Consider the following 19984-nt stretch of genomic DNA (forward strand, 5'->3'; position numbering starts at 1 on the left):
CGAAACAAACGTAGGAGCGAGCGCAGCTCGCGATGCGCCGCGCGGGCGGCGCTCGATCTCACAGGCACTGAAGATGCAGCGGCTACCCTTGCCAGGAACCATATAATCTCCCACAGGTATGCCACAAGTCTCGAAGGCTAGGTTCACCTGTGGGAGCTGGCTTGCCGGCGATTGGGTCGCGCAGCGGCGCCTTTGTTGTCCGATCCATTCAACGGATCGTTCCGATTATTTTGGTTGTCCGTGCTTGTACATACAAGTAAAGGTGTGTTTGTATATCGACCACGACTTACCCGCCCGCGCTCGACCGCAGAGGACCCTTCCCGTGACCGACAACAATAAATACCGTGACGTTGAAATCCGTGCCCCACGTGGCAACAAGCTCACCGCCAAAAGCTGGCTGACCGAAGCGCCACTGCGCATGCTGATGAACAACCTCGACCCGCAGGTCGCGGAGAACCCGAAGGAGCTGGTGGTTTATGGGGGCATCGGCCGCGCCGCGCGCAACTGGGCATGCTACGACAAGATCGTCGAAACCCTGACCCGCCTGGAAGACGACGAAACCCTGCTGGTGCAATCGGGCAAGCCGGTCGGGGTGTTCAAGACCCACAGCAACGCCCCGCGTGTATTGATCGCCAACTCCAACCTGGTGCCGCACTGGGCCAGCTGGGAGCACTTCAACGAGCTGGACGCCAAAGGCCTGGCCATGTATGGCCAGATGACCGCCGGCAGCTGGATCTACATCGGCAGCCAGGGCATCGTCCAGGGCACCTATGAAACCTTCGTCGAAGCCGGTCGCCAGCACTATGGCGGCAACCTGAAAGGCAAGTGGGTACTCACCGCCGGCCTGGGCGGCATGGGCGGTGCCCAGCCACTGGCGGCGACCCTGGCCGGGGCTTGCTCGCTGAACATCGAATGCCAGCAGAGCCGCATCGACTTCCGCCTGCAAACCCGCTACGTCGACGAGCAGGCCACCGACCTCGACGACGCCCTGGCACGCATCGCCAGGTACACCGCCAAAGGCCAGGCAATCTCCATCGCCCTGCACGGCAACGCCGCCGAAATCCTGCCCGAACTGGTCAAGCGCGGCGTGCGCCCGGACATGGTCACCGACCAGACCAGCGCCCACGACCCACTCAACGGTTACCTGCCCGCCGGCTGGACCTGGGAACAGTACCGCGACCGCGCGCAGACCGAACCTGCGGCAGTGGTCAAGGCCGCCAAGCAGTCGATGGCCGTGCACGTGCAGGCCATGCTCGACTTCCAGAAGCAGGGCATCCCGACGTTCGACTACGGCAACAACATCCGCCAGATGGCCAAGGAAGAAGGCGTAGCGAACGCCTTCGACTTCCCAGGTTTCGTACCCGCTTACATCCGCCCGTTGTTCTGCCGCGGCGTTGGCCCGTTCCGCTGGGCGGCGCTGTCCGGTGAGGCCGACGACATCTACAAGACCGACGCCAAGGTCAAGGAGCTGATCCCCGACGACGCCCACCTGCACCGCTGGCTGGACATGGCCCGCGAGCGCATCAGCTTCCAGGGCTTGCCGGCGCGTATCTGCTGGGTTGGCCTGGGCCTGCGTGCCAAGCTGGGCCTGGCGTTCAACGAAATGGTCCGCAGCGGCGAGCTGTCGGCGCCGGTAGTGATTGGCCGCGACCACCTGGACTCCGGGTCGGTGGCCAGCCCCAACCGTGAAACCGAAGCCATGCGCGACGGCTCGGACGCTGTCTCCGACTGGCCGCTGCTCAACGCCTTGCTCAACACCGCAGGCGGTGCCACCTGGGTCTCGCTGCACCACGGTGGCGGCGTGGGCATGGGCTTCTCGCAGCACTCGGGCATGGTCATCGTCTGCGACGGTACCGATGAAGCCGCCGAGCGTATCGCCCGCGTGCTGACCAACGACCCGGGGACCGGTGTCATGCGCCACGCCGATGCCGGCTACGACATCGCCATCGACTGCGCCAGGGAGCAGGGCCTGGACCTGCCGATGATCACGGGCTGACCCCTGGCTTTGGCTCGCACCCCGCCAGGGGTGATACTGAACAACAAGAAGGAGCGCACAGGCACCACAGACGGGCCTGTGGCTCCAAGCGACTGGAGTAGCAACGTGACCGAATTCACCCTCAAGCCAGGCACCCTGACCCTGGCCCAGCTGCGTGCCATTCACGCCGCGCCCGTGCGCTTGCAGCTGGATGCCAGCGCCGCGCCCGCCATTGACGCCAGTGTGGCCTGCGTTGAGCAGATCATTGCCGAAGACCGCACCGCCTACGGTATCAACACCGGCTTTGGCCTGCTGGCGTCCACCCGTATCGCCAGCCACGACCTGGAAAACCTGCAACGCTCGCTGGTGCTGTCCCACGCTGCCGGTGTCGGTGCGCCGCTGGATGACGACCTGGTGCGGCTGATCATGGTGCTGAAGATCAACAGCCTCAGCCGCGGGTTCTCCGGCATTCGCCGCAAGGTCATCGACGCGCTGATCGCCCTGGTCAATGCCGAAGTCTACCCGCACATCCCGCTGAAAGGGTCGGTGGGGGCTTCCGGTGACCTCGCCCCCTTGGCGCATATGTCGCTGGTGCTGCTGGGCGAAGGCAAGGCACGCTACAAGGGCCAGTGGCTGTCAGCGACCGAAGCCTTGGCGGTGGCCGGCCTCGAGCCATTGACCCTGGCCGCCAAGGAGGGCCTGGCCCTGCTCAACGGCACGCAGGCTTCCACCGCCTATGCGCTGCGCGGCCTGTTCCAGGGTGAAGACCTGTACGCCGCCGCCATTGCCTGCGGTGGCCTGAGCGTCGAAGCCGCGCTGGGTTCGCGTTCGCCATTCGATGCGCGTATCCACGAAGTGCGGGGCCAGCGTGGCCAGATCGACACCGCGGCGTGCTTCCGCGACCTGTTGGGCGACGCCAGCGAAGTGTCGCTGTCGCACAAGAACTGCGACAAGGTGCAGGACCCGTATTCGTTGCGCTGCCAGCCGCAGGTCATGGGTGCGTGCCTGACCCAGTTGCGCCAGGCCGCCGAAGTGCTGGCGGTCGAAGCCAACGCCGTATCCGACAACCCGCTGGTGTTCGCTGCCGAAGGGGACGTGATTTCCGGCGGCAACTTCCACGCCGAGCCGGTGGCCATGGCCGCCGACAACATTGCCCTGGCCATCGCCGAAATCGGCTCGCTCAGCGAGCGCCGCATTTCGCTGATGATGGACAAGCACATGTCCCAGCTGCCGCCGTTCCTGGTGGAAAATGGCGGGGTCAACTCCGGCTTCATGATTGCCCAGGTGACCGCTGCTGCGCTGGCCAGCGAGAACAAGGCCCTGTCCCACCCGCACAGCGTCGACAGCCTGCCCACCTCGGCGAACCAGGAAGACCACGTTTCGATGGCCCCGGCTGCCGGCAAGCGCCTGTGGGAAATGGCCGAGAATACCCGAGGCGTCCTGGCCATCGAGTGGCTGGGTGCCTGCCAGGGCCTCGACCTGCGCAAGGGCCTTAAGACCTCCACCAAGCTGGAGCAGGCGCGCCAGGCGCTGCGCAGCGAAGTGCCGCACTATGACCGTGACCGTTTCTTTGCGCCGGACATCGAAAAGGCCGTGGAACTGCTGGCCAAGGGGAGCCTGACCGGTTTGCTGCCGGCCGGTGTGCTGCCAAGCCTGTAATGCCCCTGGGGCCGCCATGCGGCCCACTCGCCGGCAAGCCGGCTCCCATAGTGAGGGGGCTGGCTTGCCGGCGATCTGGCTGCAAGGCAGCCCCCTCTCGACCTCACGACCACAAAAACAATTCAAGGACGTGACATGCAACAAGCTCAAGGTCTCAAGCGTGGGCTAAGCGCCCGCCACATCCGTTTCATGGCCCTCGGCTCGGCCATCGGCACCGGGCTGTTCTATGGCTCTGCCTCGGCCATCCAGATGGCCGGCCCGGCCGTGTTGCTGGCCTACCTGATCGGCGGCGCCGCCGTGTTCATGGTCATGCGCGCCCTCGGCGAAATGGCCGTGCACAACCCGGTGGCCGGCTCGTTCGGCCACTACGCCACCACCTACCTCGGCCCCATGGCCGGCTTCATCCTCGGCTGGACCTACGCCTTCGAGATGGTCATCGTCGCCATTGCCGACGTGACCGCCTTCGGCATCTACATGGGGTTCTGGTTCCCCGAGGTCGCCCGCTGGATCTGGGTGCTGGGCATCGTGTTCCTGATTGGCGGCCTGAACCTGTGCAACGTCAAGGTCTTTGGCGAAATGGAGTTCTGGCTGTCGTTGCTCAAGGTCGGCGCCATCGTGGCGATGATCCTGGCCGGCCTGGGCATCATGGCCTTCGGCTTCAGCCAGGTGGGCAGCGGGCATGCCGTTGGCGTGAGCAACCTGTTCGACCATGGCGGCTTCATGCCCAATGGCGTCGGTGGCCTGATCGCCTCGTTCGCCGTGGTGATGTTCGCCTTTGGCGGCATCGAGATCATCGGTGTCACGGCCGGTGAGGCCAAAGACCCACAGCGCGTGATCCCCAAGGCGATCAACGCGGTGCCGCTGCGCATCCTGCTGTTCTATGTGCTCACCTTGTTCGTGCTGATGTGCCTGTACCCATGGCCGCAGATCGGTAGCCAGGGTAGCCCGTTCGTGCAGATCTTCAGCAACCTGGGTATCGGTTCGGCGGCCGCGGTGCTGAACGTGGTGGTGATCTCGGCGGCGATTTCGGCCATCAACAGCGACATCTTCGGTGCCGGCCGCATGATGTATGGCCTGGCCCAGCAAGGCCATGCGCCGCGCGGCTTCAGCAAGTTGTCCAGGCACGGCGTGCCGTGGATGACCGTGGTCGTGATGGGGGCGGCACTGCTGGTCGGCGTGTTGCTCAACTACCTTATCCCCGAGAACGTGTTCCTGCTGATCGCCTCGATCGCCACCTTCGCCACCGTCTGGGTGTGGCTGATGATCCTGGTTACCCAGGTGGCCATGCGCCGCAGCCTGCGCCGTGAAGAGGTCGCCCAGCTGAAGTTCCCGGTACCGTTCTGGCCCTATGGCCCGGCCCTGGCCATTGCCTTCATGGTGTTCATCTTTGGCGTGCTCGGTTACTTCCCGGACACCCAGGCGGCGTTGGTCGTCGGGGTGGTCTGGGTGGTGTTCCTGGTGGCGTCCTACCTGCTGTGGTGCAAGCCGCGGGCAGGGCAGGGCCAGCCAGTTGCAGAGCCGGCCGAGCTACACCGCTAGTACAGGAGATTGTGCATGAGAACCCTCTGGCAGCACTGCCATGCGGCAACCATGGCCGAAGGCCGCTATTCGCTTATCGAAGATGCGGCCATCGTCACCCACGCCGGGCTGATCGAATGGATCGGCCCGCGGGCCGGGCTGGGCCCGGTCGAGGCCGAGCGCACGGTGGACCTGGGCGGCGCCTGGGTCACCCCCGGGCTGATCGACTGCCATACCCACGCGGTATTCGGTGGCAACCGCAGTGGCGAGTTCGAACAGCGCCTGCAAGGCGTCAGCTATGCCGAAATCGCCGCCCAGGGCGGGGGCATTGCCAGCACCGTGCGGGCCACCCGTGCGGCCAGCGAGGATGAGCTGTTCGCCAGTGCGCGCCAGCGGGTTCAAGCCTTGATGCGCGACGGCGTGACAACCCTCGAGGTCAAGTCCGGCTACGGCCTGGACCTGGCCAACGAACGCAAGATGCTGCGCGTGGCCAGGCGGCTGGCGGATGCCCTGCCACTGACGGTACGGGCCACCTGCCTGGCTGCCCACGCCTTGCCACCGGAATACGCCGGCCGGGCGGACGACTACATCACGCACATCTGCGACGAACTGCTGCCAAGCCTGGTTGGCGAAGGCCTGGTGGACGCAGTGGACGCCTTCTGCGAGCACCTGGCGTTCACCCCGGCCCAGGTCGAGCGGGTGTTCATCAAGGCGCGGGCGTTGGGGGTGCCGGTCAAGCTGCACGCCGAACAGTTGTCTTCGCTACACGGCTCCAGCCTGGCTGCGCGTTACCAGGCGCTGTCGGCCGACCACCTGGAATTCATGACTGAAGAAGACGCCATCGCCATGGCCAAGGCGGGCACGGTCGCGGTGCTGCTGCCGGGCGCTTTCTATTTTTTGCGCGAAACCCAACTGCCGCCGATGGACGCCTTGCGCCGCCATGGCGTGAAGATCGCCCTTGCCAGCGACCTCAACCCGGGTACCTCGCCCGGGTTGTCGCTGCGGTTGATGCTGAACATGGGCTGCACGTGCTTCCGTATGACGCCGGAAGAAGCCCTGGCCGGCGTCACGGTGCATGCCGCCACCGCGCTGGGCCTGGGTGACAGCCACGGCTCGCTGGAGGTTGGCAAGGTGGCCGACTTCGTCGCCTGGCAGGTCGAGCGCCCCGCCGACCTGGCGTACTGGCTCGGCGGCGACCTGCCCAAGCGCGTGGTGCGCAGTGGCCATGAAATTACCAATTGAGGGAGGCTAGATGGACAAGGTATTGAGTTTCCACCAAGGGCATTTGCCGTTGCTGATCAGCATGCCCCACGCCGGCCTCAAGCTCACCCCGGCCGTTGACCAGGGCCTGGTCGACCAAGCGCGCAGCCTGCCCGACACGGATTGGCACATACCCCATCTCTACGACTTTGCCCGGGAACTGGGGGCCAGCGTGGTCGCCGCGCAGTATTCGCGGTTCGTCATCGACTTGAACCGCCCGGCTGACGACAAACCGTTATATGCCGGTGCTACAACCGGCTTGTATCCGGCCACGCTGTTCGATGGCGAGCCTTTGTTCAAGCAGGGGCTGGAGCCCACTGCCGAAGCGCGCAAGGCCTGCCTGGCGACGATCTGGCAGCCTTATCACCAAACGATCCGCAACGAGCTGGCGCGCCTGCGGGAAACCCACGGCTACGCGCTGCTGTGGGATGCCCACTCGATTCGTTCGCTGATCCCGCACCTGTTCGATGGCAGGCTGCCGGACTTCAACCTGGGCACGTTCAATGGCGCCAGTTGCGACCCGGGCCTGGCCGAGCGGCTGGTCCAGGTGTGCAGCCAAGCCCAGGGTTACAGCCATGTGCTTAACGGGCGCTTCAAAGGCGGCCACATCACCCGGCATTACGGCGACCCGGCGCATGACATCCATGCCGTACAGCTGGAGCTGGCGCAAAGCACCTACATGGAAGAGCAGGAGCCGTTTACCTACCGCGAAGACCGCGCCCAGCCGACGCGCGAGGTGTTGACGGCGTTGCTCCAGGCCGCATTGGCGTGGGGCCGGGCGCATTACGGCAAGTAATGGGCGGCGCCCAGTTGCGCGCCGCCGCCGCGTGGGCTTGCTCAGCTGTTGCCCACGAAGGTGAGGGTGAGTTCGCGCAGCAGCGCCAGCTCTTCCTGCTGCTTGTCCTCCCAAAGGCCCTGCTGCAGAGCGACTTCCTCGTGCAGCGGGTGCCCGCTGCTGGACAGCTCCAGTACCCGCTGGCGGTAACGGGCCTCTATCTGCGCGAAGCGCGGCGCATATTCGCCGCGCAGGCGCTGGGCCCAGCCGCTATTGGCCAGCAGGTAATCGATGAACACTTCACTGTGTTCGCTCTGGCGCACGCTTTCCAGTACCCGCGACAGCTCGCCACGGGCCAGGTTTGCGGCCCCGCGAAAACGCATGCTGTCGGCGATCGGCAGGTCCAGCTCCCTGGCCAGCTCGCGACGGTAGGCCAGGCGCACCGAGACCAGGTCGCCCGAACCGGTGCGCGTGGCGGCAAGCTTTTCCAGCTGGTCCACGCGGAACAGCCGTAACAGGCGCTGGTGCAGGCTGTGCAGGGTATCGCCAGCGTCGATCAGCAGGCGGTTGGCCATGAGGTACAGTTCGATGTTGTTGAACTCCTGAAGTGCGCCGTCGTGGCACGTCTGCGAGCCCGTCTCTGGGTCGGGCAGCGCCGCTGCGGCAATGCTTTCCATGATCGGCCGTTCATCCTGGTTGGCTGCGGCTGCCACCAGCATCAGGCGCACCCGCGCACAGAAGTCGCCCCGGGTGGTAGGGTCGACGAACGGCGCGGCGTTGTGCAAACGGCCTGCTAGCCGCAACAGGTCGCTGCCCTCCAGCTGTTGCCAGCAGCTGCGCAAGGCTTCGTTCTGAGCCTCGTCACCCAGCAGCCAGTCTTCGAGCCTGGGGGTGTCGTCGCCCTGCAACGGGAAGTGCGGATGGTCGAGCGAGCCTTCACTGGACGAGTTGACCAGCATCAGGTTGTCTGGAATGTCCAGGGCGAACGAGTAACTGCGCTGGCTATCCGAGTAGGCCCGCACGCGCAGGATGGTGGCGTCGGGCAAGGGGTTGTCGAACAACGAAATCGACGAAATCGGCATGGCGTTGTTCAGGTTGGAGAGGATGTGCTCGGGCAGTTGGGTGATGTTGTTCGAGCTGAGGTCCAGCAACTCCAGGGGTAGCAGCGCGTCGCACCAGTCTGGCCACGCGTGCAGGTTCATGTTGGTCAGTTCGAGGGACGTCAGGTTGGCGGACAACCGCGCAGGTACCTGGGTGATGTTGCCGACCCGGTTGCCAGACAGGTCGAGCGAGGTCAGGTGCTCAAGCTCGGCAAAGGTTTCCAGCATGGCCTGGTCGACCTCCAGGCCCATGTTGCGAAACTCCAGGTAGGTCAGGCGCGGCAGGCGCGGCAAGGCCGATGCCAGTGCAGGCGTAGCACCTTGGTGAGCATCGATGGTCAGGCGGGTGATATTCGGAAAGCGGGCAAGCAGTTCGCTGAGTTGTGCTGAGGTGCCACTGAGGCGGGTCAGGGTCATTGCATGCACACGCTCGCCGAAGAACGCCGGGAGGCGGCGCGGGAAGTGTTCGATGGCAACGTCCTCCAGTTGCAGGCGAAGGTATTGCTGGCCCTGCTCCTGGCGCTCCCAGAATGCGTTTATCGCTGCTGCCATACGCTGCCGGTCGGTCAGGGCCGCCTGGGTCAACGGGTTGCTCGAACTCGAGGCATGGACCCAGCCATCGATCGCATCGCGCATGAGTTGCCGCTCGCTGCGGAGGCGTTCCAGCCGTTGGTTCAGCGCCGGGGGCTGATCCACGGTGACCTGGGCGGTTTCCGGGCGTTCGTTCAGCAGCAGGCGTTGCAGGTGCGTTTCATTGATGGGGTTGCCTTGCAGCGAAATCACCGGCGCGCGTTGCAGCGGCGTTTCCCCCAGCAGGAACGCGGGCAGTGACGTCAGGTTGTTGTCCTGTAACGACAGGTGCCCGATACGGCTCAGGGTTTCGCTGTCGATACCGGTGGGCCATTGGCTCAGTTGCATCCGGTTCAAGCCCAGGTAATCCAGGGTAAACCAGTGGAAGCTGGCCCTGTCGATGCCTTGCTGCAGCCGGTTGCCACTGAGGTCCAGATGGGCAAGCCGTGCATGGCCTGCCAGCTCGCCAAGGTGGCTGTTGCTGAACGCCAGGTTCTGGTTGGTCATGGCCAGCCTGCGCAGGTTCGGCAGGGTCGAGGCAATGGTCGGCACGCTGGGCAGCAGTAGCGAGGGGGTTGCCCTGGGGTTATACGGCCTGCTGATTTCCAGTGCTTCCAGCCCGGGCATCAGCCGCAGCAAGCGTTGCATCAGCCGCTCGCTCTGGCCCCAACCTGCCAGGGTGCCGCTTGGCAGGTCGAGCAGGTGCAGGCTGCGCACGCGGCGGTAGAAGAAATCGGGCAGGGTCAGCGGGATGTCGGTCAGCGGTACGCCTTGCACGCGCAGCTCGGCACCGAGCGCGGCATCATCCTCCAGGGCGGTGTCGTACCAGTGCTGCATGATCGCTTCACGCAGGGTGTCATAGGTGCGGGCCGCCTGGTCGGAGGCCGGTGAAATGGCTTCGCTCCAGTCGTCCAGGCTGCGTTGCAAGGCGTTGCGTTGCTCCATCAGCGTGGTCAGGTATTCGAGGATCTGCAGCCGGGTGCGGCCGTTGGCGGCAAGCGACATCAGCACCTGCTCGGCCGGCCTGCCGGTGCGTTCCGGAATGCCGGTGGCCCTCAGCGTGCTCAGCAGGTGCTGGCGCATGCTGCCCTGGTTTTGGTCATCACCGCTGCTCAAACGGTAGCCAACGCGGCCATCGGCAAGGCGCATCGGCGAGCGATAGCCGGGCCGGGGCGGTTGCATGCCCATCGCATCGCGCAAGGCCGGGCGGGGTAACAGCGGGCTCTGTTGCAGCAGGTGCTGAAGGGCCTCGCCGCTGGCGACGCCCAGCCCTTGCATGGCGTCGGGCAAGGCTGCATGCAGCGCGCTGAAGAGCTGCGGGTAGCGACGCACCACCGCCCCGGGCTCGCCCTGCGCGTGAACGATGTAGCCGGCCGGCGAGTGGGTGATGGTCGCCCAGGGGCTGCTGCCCTGCGCGCCGATGGCATGGTCCTGGTCGGGCCAGTGACTGCGCTGCAACAGGCGCAGCCGCGTGTCTGCTGGCCAGCCCGGCAGGTGGGGCAGGGTTTGCATGATCAGCCGGTCGCTGTCCCAGCTTTGCGCGCCGGCCAGGTACAGGCCCTCATAAGCTCGGGCAAGGCGCACGTGTTGTTGGTAGGCGCGTATTTCCTCGGCCAGGTGCAGGGGCACCTTGCCGGCACCCAGGGCTTGCAGGTCAATGGCACTAGCGTTGCGCACCAGCTCATCGATGATCGGCGCTGGCAGGCTGGGGTAGACCCGGCGGATCACAGCGCTGTTGGCCGGCAGGGGGGTAGCGATGCGCGCGTACGCCGTGGTGAACGCTGCAGGCCAGGCGCTTTGGTCTGGCAACTGGCGGATGTGGGCATCCAGCTTGAACCGCTGCAGGGTGTCTTCCAGCAGTGCGGGCAGCCGCAGGTTGTGGGCCAGGCAGTGGCGCAGCGTGTCTTCGTGGATATCGCAGACGTGCAGGATTCGCTGCAACGTCGCTTCATCGAAAGACCCGCTCAGGTGCCCCAGGCGGCGCAGCAGGCGTGCGCCGTCCCAGCTTTGCGGCTGCTCGGACTCCAGCAACCATGCCCCTGCACCATTGTGCAGCGCTTTGGGCTGGTAGCCTGCCGGGCGGGTCGGGTGTTCAAGGCGGTAACCCGTGGCAGCGGGGGTCACCGAGTAGACCCGGTTTTCCACGGGCAGCCAGGTTTTGCCGCCGTAGTGAAGCAGGCCGGATTCGTCTGGCTCCAGCCCACCCGGCAATACCCGGTCGTGGGCGAAGGGCGCTAGGTCCGCGTGCCACAGGCGTTGCCCGCCGTCGGCCAGGTCGATCGGCTGCAGTTCTTCGATGAATGACGGCGTCTCCACGGGGATCCGCTCGACCACCGGCGTAGCCTGCCCCCCGCCGGCTGCCGCGAGCGCGGCCATGATGGCGACGTTGTCGATCACGTCCATCAAGTAGTCGAATGCCTGCTGGCGATCACCGTCAAGCCAGCTGTCGATGCCCTCGAACGTTTCATTGGCAAGCTGCAGGGCCGTTACCCCAAGCATCGCGGCGCCAAGCGGGGGGATGAACAGGGCGGCAACGTTCAGGCTGACGAAGGCCAGGGCCTTGAAGTAGTCAAGGTGGCGTTGCGCAGTCTTGCCGTTTTGCATGGCTGTCGGCACCGCATGGAACAGCCCGTCATCCCTCAGCCGCTTCTGCCGCTGGCAGGCCAGCTCGTCCAGGTACGGGCGGGTGAAGGGCTGCACGTGCAGACGCACCTGAGCGTTGGCGATGCGCTCCAGGAAGGGGCGCTTGTGCCGATCGGGTAGCAGGCGCTGGCATTCCGGGCGGCGGAAGGCAGGCAGCTGTTCACGCAGGAACGCTTCGGCATCGGCCCTGCTGGCGTGCTGGGTCAACGGCTCGGGCATGCCGGGCAGGTAAAGCACCACCCAGCCCGCATACGGGTACACCGGCCCTGGTGGGAATCGGCCGGCGCCCACCGGCCGGCGTGCGTCGAGGCCAATCGCCATGGCCCCGGTCAGCGGAACATGCAGCAACTCGATGCCCGCACACAGGACCGGGCGGCCATCGTGTTCAACCTTTGGCTCAGTGGCGAGCTTGAGCAAGGTTGCATGGAGGGCCCTGTCGATCCGGCCCAGCAGGCAGGCGTGGTGAACCTGCAACTCGAATGTGGAGCGCTCGGCAGCCTTGAACACGCCGGCAATGGCCGGCGCGTTGGGCTGCTCGCCCGGTGGGTCGAGCGCGTCGAGCAGCCGTTGATACTTGCCGCCGATATCCAGCTCGCGTGCCAGGGCCGCGAACGCTTCCGCGACGATGGGCAGTGGCACCGCCTGGGAGGCCAGGCCAACGTCGTTGCTATCGAGAATGGCCGAGGCGTGGCCGCCGGCGCGCAAGCCGTCCGGCTGGGCCTCGAAGGCCTCGAAGTTCTGCAAGGCACAGTGCAGCAGGGGTTGGGTTGCCAGCTTCAGCGCGCGGGACGAAGTGACGAAAGGATCGCCGCCAGGGCTGGAGAGCGCCTCGGTAAGGGCGGCCGCCCTGTTCAGGTTCATCAGGTAGGTACGCTCGACATCGAGTGTGGTGCCCAAGCGCTGGCTGACCGCGGTGGACAGCAGCTCGGTGGCATAGTGCTGCAGGTCCGGCAGGGTTGCCAGGAGGGCACTCAGGTTCGCTTCGGCTTGCACGTGTTGGCCATAGGTTTGCACCAGGGCCTTGGCCACCGTTGGGTGTACCAGGCATGCGCGTTCCAGCCTGGGGTCGCGCTGGCTGGCCGCCTGGCGCAGCTGGCGGCGCTGCTCTGGCCGGGCGTCGACCACCCAGGCGGGTAGCTTGCTGCTGATCAACTGGTGGTAGAAGTCGGGCTCGCAGGCTGCAGGTTTGGTGGAGTCGATCATGGGGAGTCTCACTTCGAGGGTGTTCCCCGATGCTAGGGAGGCTCGCCTGCGCCCTGCACATAAGATGATCTCGCTTAGGTACATGCTCTAAGCGCAATTCAGGTTTATGATGGCCAACGGCCGAATATATCCTCACACGGAGTGCGCGATGCAGACCCTCTACCCGCAGATCAAACCCTACGCCCGGCACGATCTGGCCGTGGAAGCGCCGCATGTGTTGTATGTCGACGAAAGCGGCTCGCCGGAAGGTTTGCCCGTGGTGTTCATCCACGGTGGCCCTGGCGCTGGTTGCGACGCCCAGAGCCGCTGCTATTTTGACCCCAACCTGTATCGCATCATCACCTTCGACCAGCGCGGCTGTGGCCGCTCCACGCCCCATGCCAGCCTGGAGAACAACACCACCTGGCACCTGGTCGAAGACATGGAGCGTATCCGCGAGCACCTGGGTATCGATAAATGGGTGCTGTTCGGTGGCTCGTGGGGCTCCACCCTGGCCCTGGCGTACGCCCAGACCCACCCCGAGCGGGTGCATGGCCTGATCCTGCGCGGCATATTCCTGTGCCGGCCCCAGGAAATCCAGTGGTTCTACCAGGAGGGCGCCAGTCGCCTGTTCCCCGACTACTGGCAGGACTACATTGCGCCGATCCCCGCGCAGGAGCGTGGAGACCTGGTGGCGGCCTTCCACAAGCGCCTTACCGGCAATGACCAGATCGCCCAGATGCACGCCGCCAAGGCCTGGTCCACCTGGGAAGGTCGCACCGCCACTCTGCGCCCCAATCCGCTGGTGGTCGACCGCTTCTCCGAGCCGCAGCGGGCCCTGTCGATTGCCCGTATCGAATGTCACTTCTTCATGAACAACGCGTTCCTCGAGCCGGACCAGCTGATCCGCGACCTGCCGAAAATCGCCCATTTGCCGGCAGTGATCGTGCACGGCCGCTACGATGTGATCTGCCCGCTGGACAACGCCTGGGCCCTGCACCAGGCCTGGCCGAACAGCGAGCTGAAGGTGATCCGTGACGCTGGCCATGCGGCCTCCGAGCCTGGCATTACCGATGCACTGGTCCGTGCCGCCGACCAAATGGCACGCCGCTTGCTCGACCTGCCGCTGGAAGAAGCATGAGGGGCCTGCTGCAACGGGTGCGTGGGGCGCGGGTAGAAGTCGCGGGCGAGGTGGTGGGTGCCATCGACCAGGGGTTGCTGGTGCTGGTTGCCGTAGAGCCTGAAGATTCCCGCGAGCACGCCGATAAGCTTTTGCACAAGCTGTTGAACTACCGGGTATTCAGCGACGAGCAGGGCAAGATGAACAAGTCGCTCAAGGATGTTGGCGGCGGCTTGCTGCTGGTGTCGCAGTTCACCTTGGCGGCAGACACCCGCAACGGCCTGCGCCCGAGCTTCTCGACGGCTGCGCCGCCGGCGCTCGGGGCCGAATTGTTCGACTATCTTTTGCAGCAGGCCAACAGCCAATACGCCCCTGTGGCCAGCGGCCGATTTGGCGCAGATATGCAGGTGCACTTGGTAAATGATGGCCCCGTGACATTTATGTTACAAATTTGAGGTCAATAAACCCCTTGTTCACAGGAAAACAAGGGGTTTTGTACGATAAATAGTTGTTCCAGCCTGATGCGTTGTCACGCGACCTGCTGGATAATCGCGCGCTGCATGGACCTGCGTTCGCAGGTTCGTTTCACTCTGACTCGAGCATTGTCTGGAACCGTTTGGGGAATCATTACGCCCTCTCGGGGTCCGAACAGTGCTCGCCAACCCGGCATTTGTCGCTGGCCGTTGGTTTCATGATCTGTTTTCGGCGAGGGTTGCTCGTGATTGTTAGTCCCCAAAAAGCATCAAGAATCCCCGGCATCCGGTTGCGCAAGGCCCTGATGGCCAGCATGGCCCTGGTTGGCCTGATGAGCGCGGGCCAGCTGTGGGCATTCAATCTTGACGATGTTGCAGCCAAGGCAAAGGATCTGGCCGGCCAGAAGTACGAGGCACCGAAAAGCAACCTGCCGGCAGTGTTCCGCGACATGAAGTTCGCGGACTACCAGAAGATCCACTTCCTGCAGGAAAAGGCCGAGTGGGCCAAGGACAAGACCCCGTTCAAGCTGTCCTTCTACCACCAGGGCATGCACTTCGACACACCGGTGAAAATCAACGAAGTCACCGCGACCAAGGTCGAGGAAATCAAGTACGACCCGAGCCGTTTCGAGTTCGGTGACGTGCCACACGACCCGGATACCACCAAGAACCTGGGGTACGCCGGTTTCCGTGTGCTGTACCCGATTAACAAGGCAGACAAGCAGGACGAAATCATGACCCTGCTGGGTGCCAGCTACTTCCGCGTAGTCGGCAAGGGCCATGTATACGGCCTGTCGGCCCGTGGCCTGGCCATCGACACCGCGCTGCCGTCGGGCGAGGAGTTCCCGCGCTTCACCGAATTCTGGGTCGAGAAGCCCAAGCCGGCTGACAAGCATTTGGTGATCTACGCCCTGCTGGACTCGCCGCGTTCCACCGGCGCCTACAAACTGATCCTGCGCCCAGGCACCGACACCGTGGTCGACGTGCAGTCCCGCGTGTTCCTGCGTGATCAGGTCAGCCGCCTGGGCATTGCCCCGCTGACCAGCATGTACCTGTTCGGCCCTAACCAGCCGTCCAAAGTGCTCAACTACCGGCCGGCCCTGCATGACTCCGAAGGCCTGTCCATCCACGCTGGCAACGGCGAGTGGATCTGGCGCCCGCTGAACAACCCGAAACACCTGTCGGTAAGCAACTTCAGCGTGGAAAGCCCACGCGGTTTCGGCCTGATGCAGCGTCAGCGTGCCTTCAGCGACTACGAAGACCTCGACGACAACTACCAGAAGCGCCCAAGCGCCTGGATCGAGCCGAAGGGTGACTGGGGCAAGGGCACCGTCGACCTGGTCGAAATCCCGACTGCCGACGAGACCAACGACAATATCGTGGCGTTCTGGAGCCCGGAAAAGCTGCCTGAACCCGGCAAGCCGTTCGAGTACGACTACCGTCTGCACTTCACCATCGACGAACCCAAGTTCCAGGCCCCTGACCTGGGCTGGGTCAAGCAGACCCTGCGCTCCACGGGTGACGTCAAGCAGTCCAACCTGATCCGCCAGCCAGACGGCAGCGTGGCCTTCGTGGTCGACTTCGCCGGCCCGGCGCTGGCTGCCCTGCCTGAGGACACTCCGCTGCGCAGCCAGGTCAGCGTGGGCGACAACGCCGATGTGGTCGAGAACAACCTGCGCTATAACCCAGAGACCAAGGGCTGGCGCCTGACCCTGCGGCTGAAGGTCAAAGAGGCCAACAAGTCGACCGAAATGCGTGCCGCGCTGGTGCGTGATGTGCCAGCCGAACCGGCCAAGCCTGCCCAGGACGCCAAGCAAGACAAGGCCGCCGCCAAGCCTGCCAAGGCCGACAAAGCGGACAAGGCCGCCAAGGCCGAACAACCTGCCGCCGACGCGGCGCCCACCAACGGGGCCCCGGCCACCACCGAGAAGGTGCTGACCGAGACCTGGAGCTATCAGTTGCCTGCCGATGAGTAACTCAAGCGCAAGGCCGGAATCGCTTGGCGAGTACCTGGCCCACCTACCACTTGGCGACGAGCAGCGGGCAGAACTGGCCAGCTGCACCTCGTTCAGTGAGCTGCACCAACGCCTGGCGGCCAACCCGGCCGCCAGCCCTGCCGAGGCCGTGCAGGCCTCGGTGGGCCCGCGCCTTACCGTAGGCAGCGCCGCGGAGCTGGAAGAGGCCGAAATGCTCGGCGTCGACGGCAGCGGCCGCCTGTGCCTGAAGATTGCCCCGCCTATCAAGCGTACCAAGGTCGTGCCGGAGCCGTGGCGCACCAACCTGTTGGTCCGCATGTGGCGCCGCATGACCGGCCGCCCCAATGCGCCGCAGCCGCCCAAGCGCGAGCTGCCGGCAGCGCGCTGGCGCACGGTCGGGTCGATCCGCCGTTATATCCTGCTGGCCCTGATGATCGGTCAGACCATCGTTGCCGGCTGGTACATGAAGAGCATCCTGCCGTACCAGGGCTGGTCGTTCGTAGACCTCGACGAAGTGCTCAACCAGCCGTTGTGGGACACGGTGGTGCAGGTATGGCCCTATGCCTTGCAGACTTCCATCCTGATCCTCTTCGGCATCCTGTTCTGCTGGGTGTCGGCGGGCTTCTGGACCGCGCTGATGGGCTTCCTGGAGCTGCTCACCGGGCGCGACAAGTACAAGATCTCCGGCAGCAGCGCCGGCAACGAGCCGATTGCGCCCGAGGCGCGTACCGCGCTGGTGATGCCGATCTGCAACGAGGACGTGCCGCGGGTATTCGCCGGCCTGCGGGCGACGTTCGAATCGGTGGCCGCCAGTGGCAACCTCGACCGTTTCGACTTCTTCGTGCTCAGCGACACCAACGACACCGACATCGCCGTGGCCGAACAGCAGGCCTGGCTGGACGTGTGCCGTGAAACCAAAGGCTTTGGCCGGATCTTCTACCGCCGCCGCCGGCGGCGCGTGAAGCGCAAGAGCGGCAACCTCGACGACTTCTGCCGTCGCTGGGGTGGCGAGTACAAGTACATGGTCGTGCTCGACGCCGACAGTGTCATGAGTGGCGAATGCCTGAGCAGCCTGGTGCGCCTGATGGAGGCCAACCCGGACGCCGGTATCATCCAGACCGGGCCGAAAGCCTCGGGCATGGACACCCTGTATGCGCGCATGCAGCAGTTCGCCACCCGCGTGTACGGCCCGCTGTTCACTGCCGGGCTACATTTCTGGCAACTGGGCGAGTCGCACTACTGGGGCCACAACGCGATCATCCGCATGAAGCCGTTCATCGAGCACTGCGCCTTGGCGCCGTTGCCGGGCAAGGGCGCCTTCGCCGGCGCCATCCTGTCCCACGACTTCGTCGAAGCGGCGTTGATGCGCCGTGCCGGCTGGGGCGTGTGGATCGCCTACGACTTGCCGGGCAGTTACGAAGAGCTACCGCCGAACCTGCTTGACGAGCTCAAGCGTGACCGTCGCTGGTGCCACGGCAACCTGATGAACTTCCGCCTGTTCCTGGTCAAGGGCATGCACCCGGTGCACCGTGCGGTGTTTCTCACAGGGGTCATGTCGTACCTGTCGGCACCGTTGTGGTTCCTGTTCCTGGTGCTGTCGACCGCGCTGCTGGCGACCAACACGCTGATGGAGCCGCAGTACTTCATCGAGCCGTACCAGCTGTACCCGCTGTGGCCACAGTGGCACCCGGAAAAGGCCGTGGCGCTGTTCTCCACCACCATCGTGCTGCTGTTCCTGCCCAAGCTGCTCAGCGTCATTCTGATCTGGGCCAAGGGCGCCGTCGAGTTCGGCGGGCGAATCAAGGTCACCTTGTCGATGCTGATGGAGATGCTGTTCTCCATGCTGCTGGCGCCTGTGCGCATGATCTTCCATACCCGCTTCGTCCTGGCCGCGTTCCTCGGTTGGGCGGCGACCTGGAACTCGCCGCAGCGCGACGACGACTCCACACCGTGGAGCGAAGCGGTGCGTCGGCATGGCCCGCAGACGCTGCTGGGCATCGCCTGGGCCGGGCTGGTGGCATGGCTGAACCCAAGCTTCCTGTGGTGGCTGGCGCCGATCGTCGGTTCGTTGATGCTGTCGATTCCGGTATCGGTCATTTCCAGCCGCACCCGCCTGGGGCTGGCGGCCAAGGACGAGAAGCTGTTCCTGATCCCCGAGGAGTACGCGACGCCGCAGGAGTTGCTGGCAACCGACCAGTACACCCACGAAAACCGCTGGCATGCCCTGCATGACGGTTTCGTGCGTGCTGTGGTCGACCCGCGGCAGAACGCCCTGGCCTGCGCCATGGCCACGGCCCGCCACGGGCAGGCGGCGCCGATCGAGGCGCTGCGTGCCGAGCGCGTGGCCAAGGCCATCGAGGTCGGGCCTAAAGGGCTGGACCTCAATACCCGCCTGGCGTTGCTCAGTGACCCGGTCGCCTTGAGCCGCCTGCACGAGCAGGTATGGGCCGAGCACAATGCGGCGTGGATCGATGTGTGGCGTGCCTCGATCAAGAACGACCCGCATTCGCCGCTGCTGCCGTTGCATCCGGAGAATGAAGGCCAGCCGGCACTCGCCGGCGCCTGACCGGCCCTTTCGCGGGCACGCCCGCTCCCACAGGGATCCGCATTTCCCTGAGGGAGCGGGCGTGCCCGCGAAGCTTTAAGGGCTCAACCCTGATTTTGGCCAACAAAGTCCCCCCCAGTGCTAGGTCCCCGGGCCGGCATGCGTTAGCATCCCTCTCCGATACGAAGCATCGGCCGGTACGGCCGTGCCAATACAATAAGATTCGCTACTTTTCTTGCTAGGGGACTTGGTGATGATCAAGAAATACCTTTCGCGACTGCTGGTCGGTGTCACCGCCCTGGTCGCCGTGACAGCGGCGCAGGCCGGCGCCATCGATGATGCGGTCAAGCGCGGCACCTTGCGGGTGGGCATGGACCCGACCTACATGCCGTTCCAGATGACCAACAAGCGTGGCGAGATCATCGGCTTCGAGGTCGATATCCTCAAAGCCATGGCCAAGTCGATGGGCGTCAAGTTCGAGGCGGTGTCCACCGCTTACGACGGCATCATCCCGGCGCTGTTGACCGGCAAGTTCGACATGATCGGCAGCGGCATGACCCTTACCCAGGAACGCAACCTGCGCCTTAACTTCAGCGAACCCTTCATCGTGGTTGGCCAGACCCTGCTGATCCGCAAGGAGCTGGCAGGCGAGATCAAGTCGTACAAGGACCTGAACAACGAGAAGTACCGTCTCACCTCCAAGCTTGGCACCACCGGCGAAATGGTTTCCAAGAAGCTGATCGGCAAAGCCAAGTACCATGGCTACGACAACGAGCAGGAAGCCGTGATGGATGTGGTCAACGGCAAGGCTGACGCCTTTGTCTACGACGCGCCCTATAACGTGGTGGCGGTGGACAAGGCCGGTGCCGGCAAGCTGCTGTTCCTCGAAGAGCCCTTCACCTACGAGCCGCTGGCCTTCGGCCTGAAGAAAGGCGACTACGACAGCATCAACTTCATCAACAATTTCCTGCACCAGATCAAGCACGACGGGACCTACGATCGTATTCACGACAAGTGGTTCAAGAACAAGGACTGGCTGAAGGAAATGGAATAAAAGCTGGCTTCAAGCCGCAAGCCGCAAGCCACAAGCCACAAGCCACAAGCTTCAAGCTTCAAGCTTCAAGCGGACCGTGCACCGATCTGCTTGCAGCTTGCAGCTTGCGGCTTGAAGCTTTCTGGAGTACCCAC

The 19984-nt window shown here is 64.7% G+C and carries 11 protein-coding genes; 10 read left to right on the top strand and 1 reads right to left on the bottom strand.

Features of this window, described 5'->3' with window-relative positions:
- Positions 1-322: 322 nt before the first annotated feature.
- The 5 genes from hutU to hutG all read left to right on the top strand — a co-directional run bounded on the left by hutU (position 323) and on the right by hutG (position 7208).
- Positions 323-1996 (top strand): urocanate hydratase, encoded by a 1674-nt coding sequence (gene hutU, locus EGJ22_RS11560; RefSeq protein ID WP_064314820.1) that lies wholly within the window; start codon positions 323-325, stop codon positions 1994-1996.
- Between the two features lie 105 nt (positions 1997-2101).
- Complete coding sequence (hutH, locus tag EGJ22_RS11565; RefSeq protein WP_029885413.1) at positions 2102-3634, top strand: histidine ammonia-lyase; 1533 nt, start codon at positions 2102-2104, stop codon at positions 3632-3634.
- A gap of 135 nt (positions 3635-3769) precedes the next feature.
- Positions 3770-5173, top strand: a complete 1404-nt coding sequence (locus EGJ22_RS11570; protein ID WP_029885412.1) for an amino acid permease — start codon at positions 3770-3772, stop codon at positions 5171-5173.
- A 15-nt stretch (positions 5174-5188) separates the two neighbouring features.
- Entirely contained in the window at positions 5189-6394 is a 1206-nt protein-coding gene (gene hutI / locus EGJ22_RS11575) for an imidazolonepropionase (protein WP_029885411.1), read from the top strand.
- A 10-nt stretch (positions 6395-6404) separates the two neighbouring features.
- Entirely contained in the window at positions 6405-7208 is an 804-nt protein-coding gene (gene hutG / locus EGJ22_RS11580; protein WP_029885410.1) for an N-formylglutamate deformylase, read from the top strand.
- Positions 7209-7249: 41 nt separating this feature from the next.
- On the opposite strand, the gene EGJ22_RS11585 is transcribed toward hutG, so the two are convergent.
- Positions 7250-12703 (bottom strand): dermonecrotic toxin domain-containing protein, encoded by a 5454-nt coding sequence (locus EGJ22_RS11585; protein WP_080709176.1) that lies wholly within the window; start codon positions 12701-12703, stop codon positions 7250-7252.
- A 148-nt stretch (positions 12704-12851) separates the two neighbouring features.
- On the opposite strand from EGJ22_RS11585, the gene pip reads away from it, so the two are divergent.
- The 5 genes from pip (at position 12852) to EGJ22_RS11610 (ending at position 19850) form a co-directional block, all read left to right on the top strand.
- A complete protein-coding gene (pip, locus tag EGJ22_RS11590; RefSeq protein ID WP_029885408.1) occupies positions 12852-13823 on the top strand; it encodes a prolyl aminopeptidase in 972 nt (323 codons plus the stop codon).
- A complete protein-coding gene (gene dtd, locus EGJ22_RS11595) occupies positions 13820-14257 on the top strand; it encodes a D-aminoacyl-tRNA deacylase (RefSeq protein ID WP_009684267.1) in 438 nt (145 codons plus the stop codon). The genes pip and dtd overlap by 4 nt, the downstream gene beginning before the upstream one ends.
- Positions 14258-14520: 263 nt before the next feature.
- Positions 14521-16251 (top strand): glucan biosynthesis protein G, encoded by a 1731-nt coding sequence (locus tag EGJ22_RS11600; protein WP_202981962.1) that lies wholly within the window; start codon positions 14521-14523, stop codon positions 16249-16251.
- A complete protein-coding gene (gene mdoH, locus EGJ22_RS11605) occupies positions 16244-18817 on the top strand; it encodes a glucans biosynthesis glucosyltransferase MdoH (RefSeq protein WP_029885406.1) in 2574 nt (857 codons plus the stop codon). The genes EGJ22_RS11600 and mdoH overlap by 8 nt, the downstream gene beginning before the upstream one ends.
- A gap of 235 nt (positions 18818-19052) precedes the next feature.
- Entirely contained in the window at positions 19053-19850 is a 798-nt protein-coding gene (locus tag EGJ22_RS11610; protein ID WP_033690660.1) for a transporter substrate-binding domain-containing protein, read from the top strand.
- The last annotated feature ends 134 nt before the right edge of the window (positions 19851-19984 follow it).

This window comes from Pseudomonas sp. p99-361, assembly GCF_003935475.1.
Lineage (GTDB): Bacteria > Pseudomonadota > Gammaproteobacteria > Pseudomonadales > Pseudomonadaceae > Aquipseudomonas > Aquipseudomonas juntendi.

Coding starts and splice junctions, on each gene's coding strand:
- EGJ22_RS11570 (WP_029885412.1), top strand. CDS start 3,770: ATGCAACAAGCTCAAGGTCTCAAGCGTGGGCTAAGCGCCCGCCACATC.
- hutI (WP_029885411.1), top strand. CDS start 5,189: ATGAGAACCCTCTGGCAGCACTGCCATGCGGCAACCATGGCCGAAGGC.
- hutG (WP_029885410.1), top strand. CDS start 6,405: ATGGACAAGGTATTGAGTTTCCACCAAGGGCATTTGCCGTTGCTGATC.
- EGJ22_RS11585 (WP_080709176.1), bottom strand. CDS start 12,703: ATGATCGACTCCACCAAACCTGCAGCCTGCGAGCCCGACTTCTACCAC.
- pip (WP_029885408.1), top strand. CDS start 12,852: ATGCAGACCCTCTACCCGCAGATCAAACCCTACGCCCGGCACGATCTG.
- dtd (WP_009684267.1), top strand. CDS start 13,820: ATGAGGGGCCTGCTGCAACGGGTGCGTGGGGCGCGGGTAGAAGTCGCG.
- mdoH (WP_029885406.1), top strand. CDS start 16,244: ATGAGTAACTCAAGCGCAAGGCCGGAATCGCTTGGCGAGTACCTGGCC.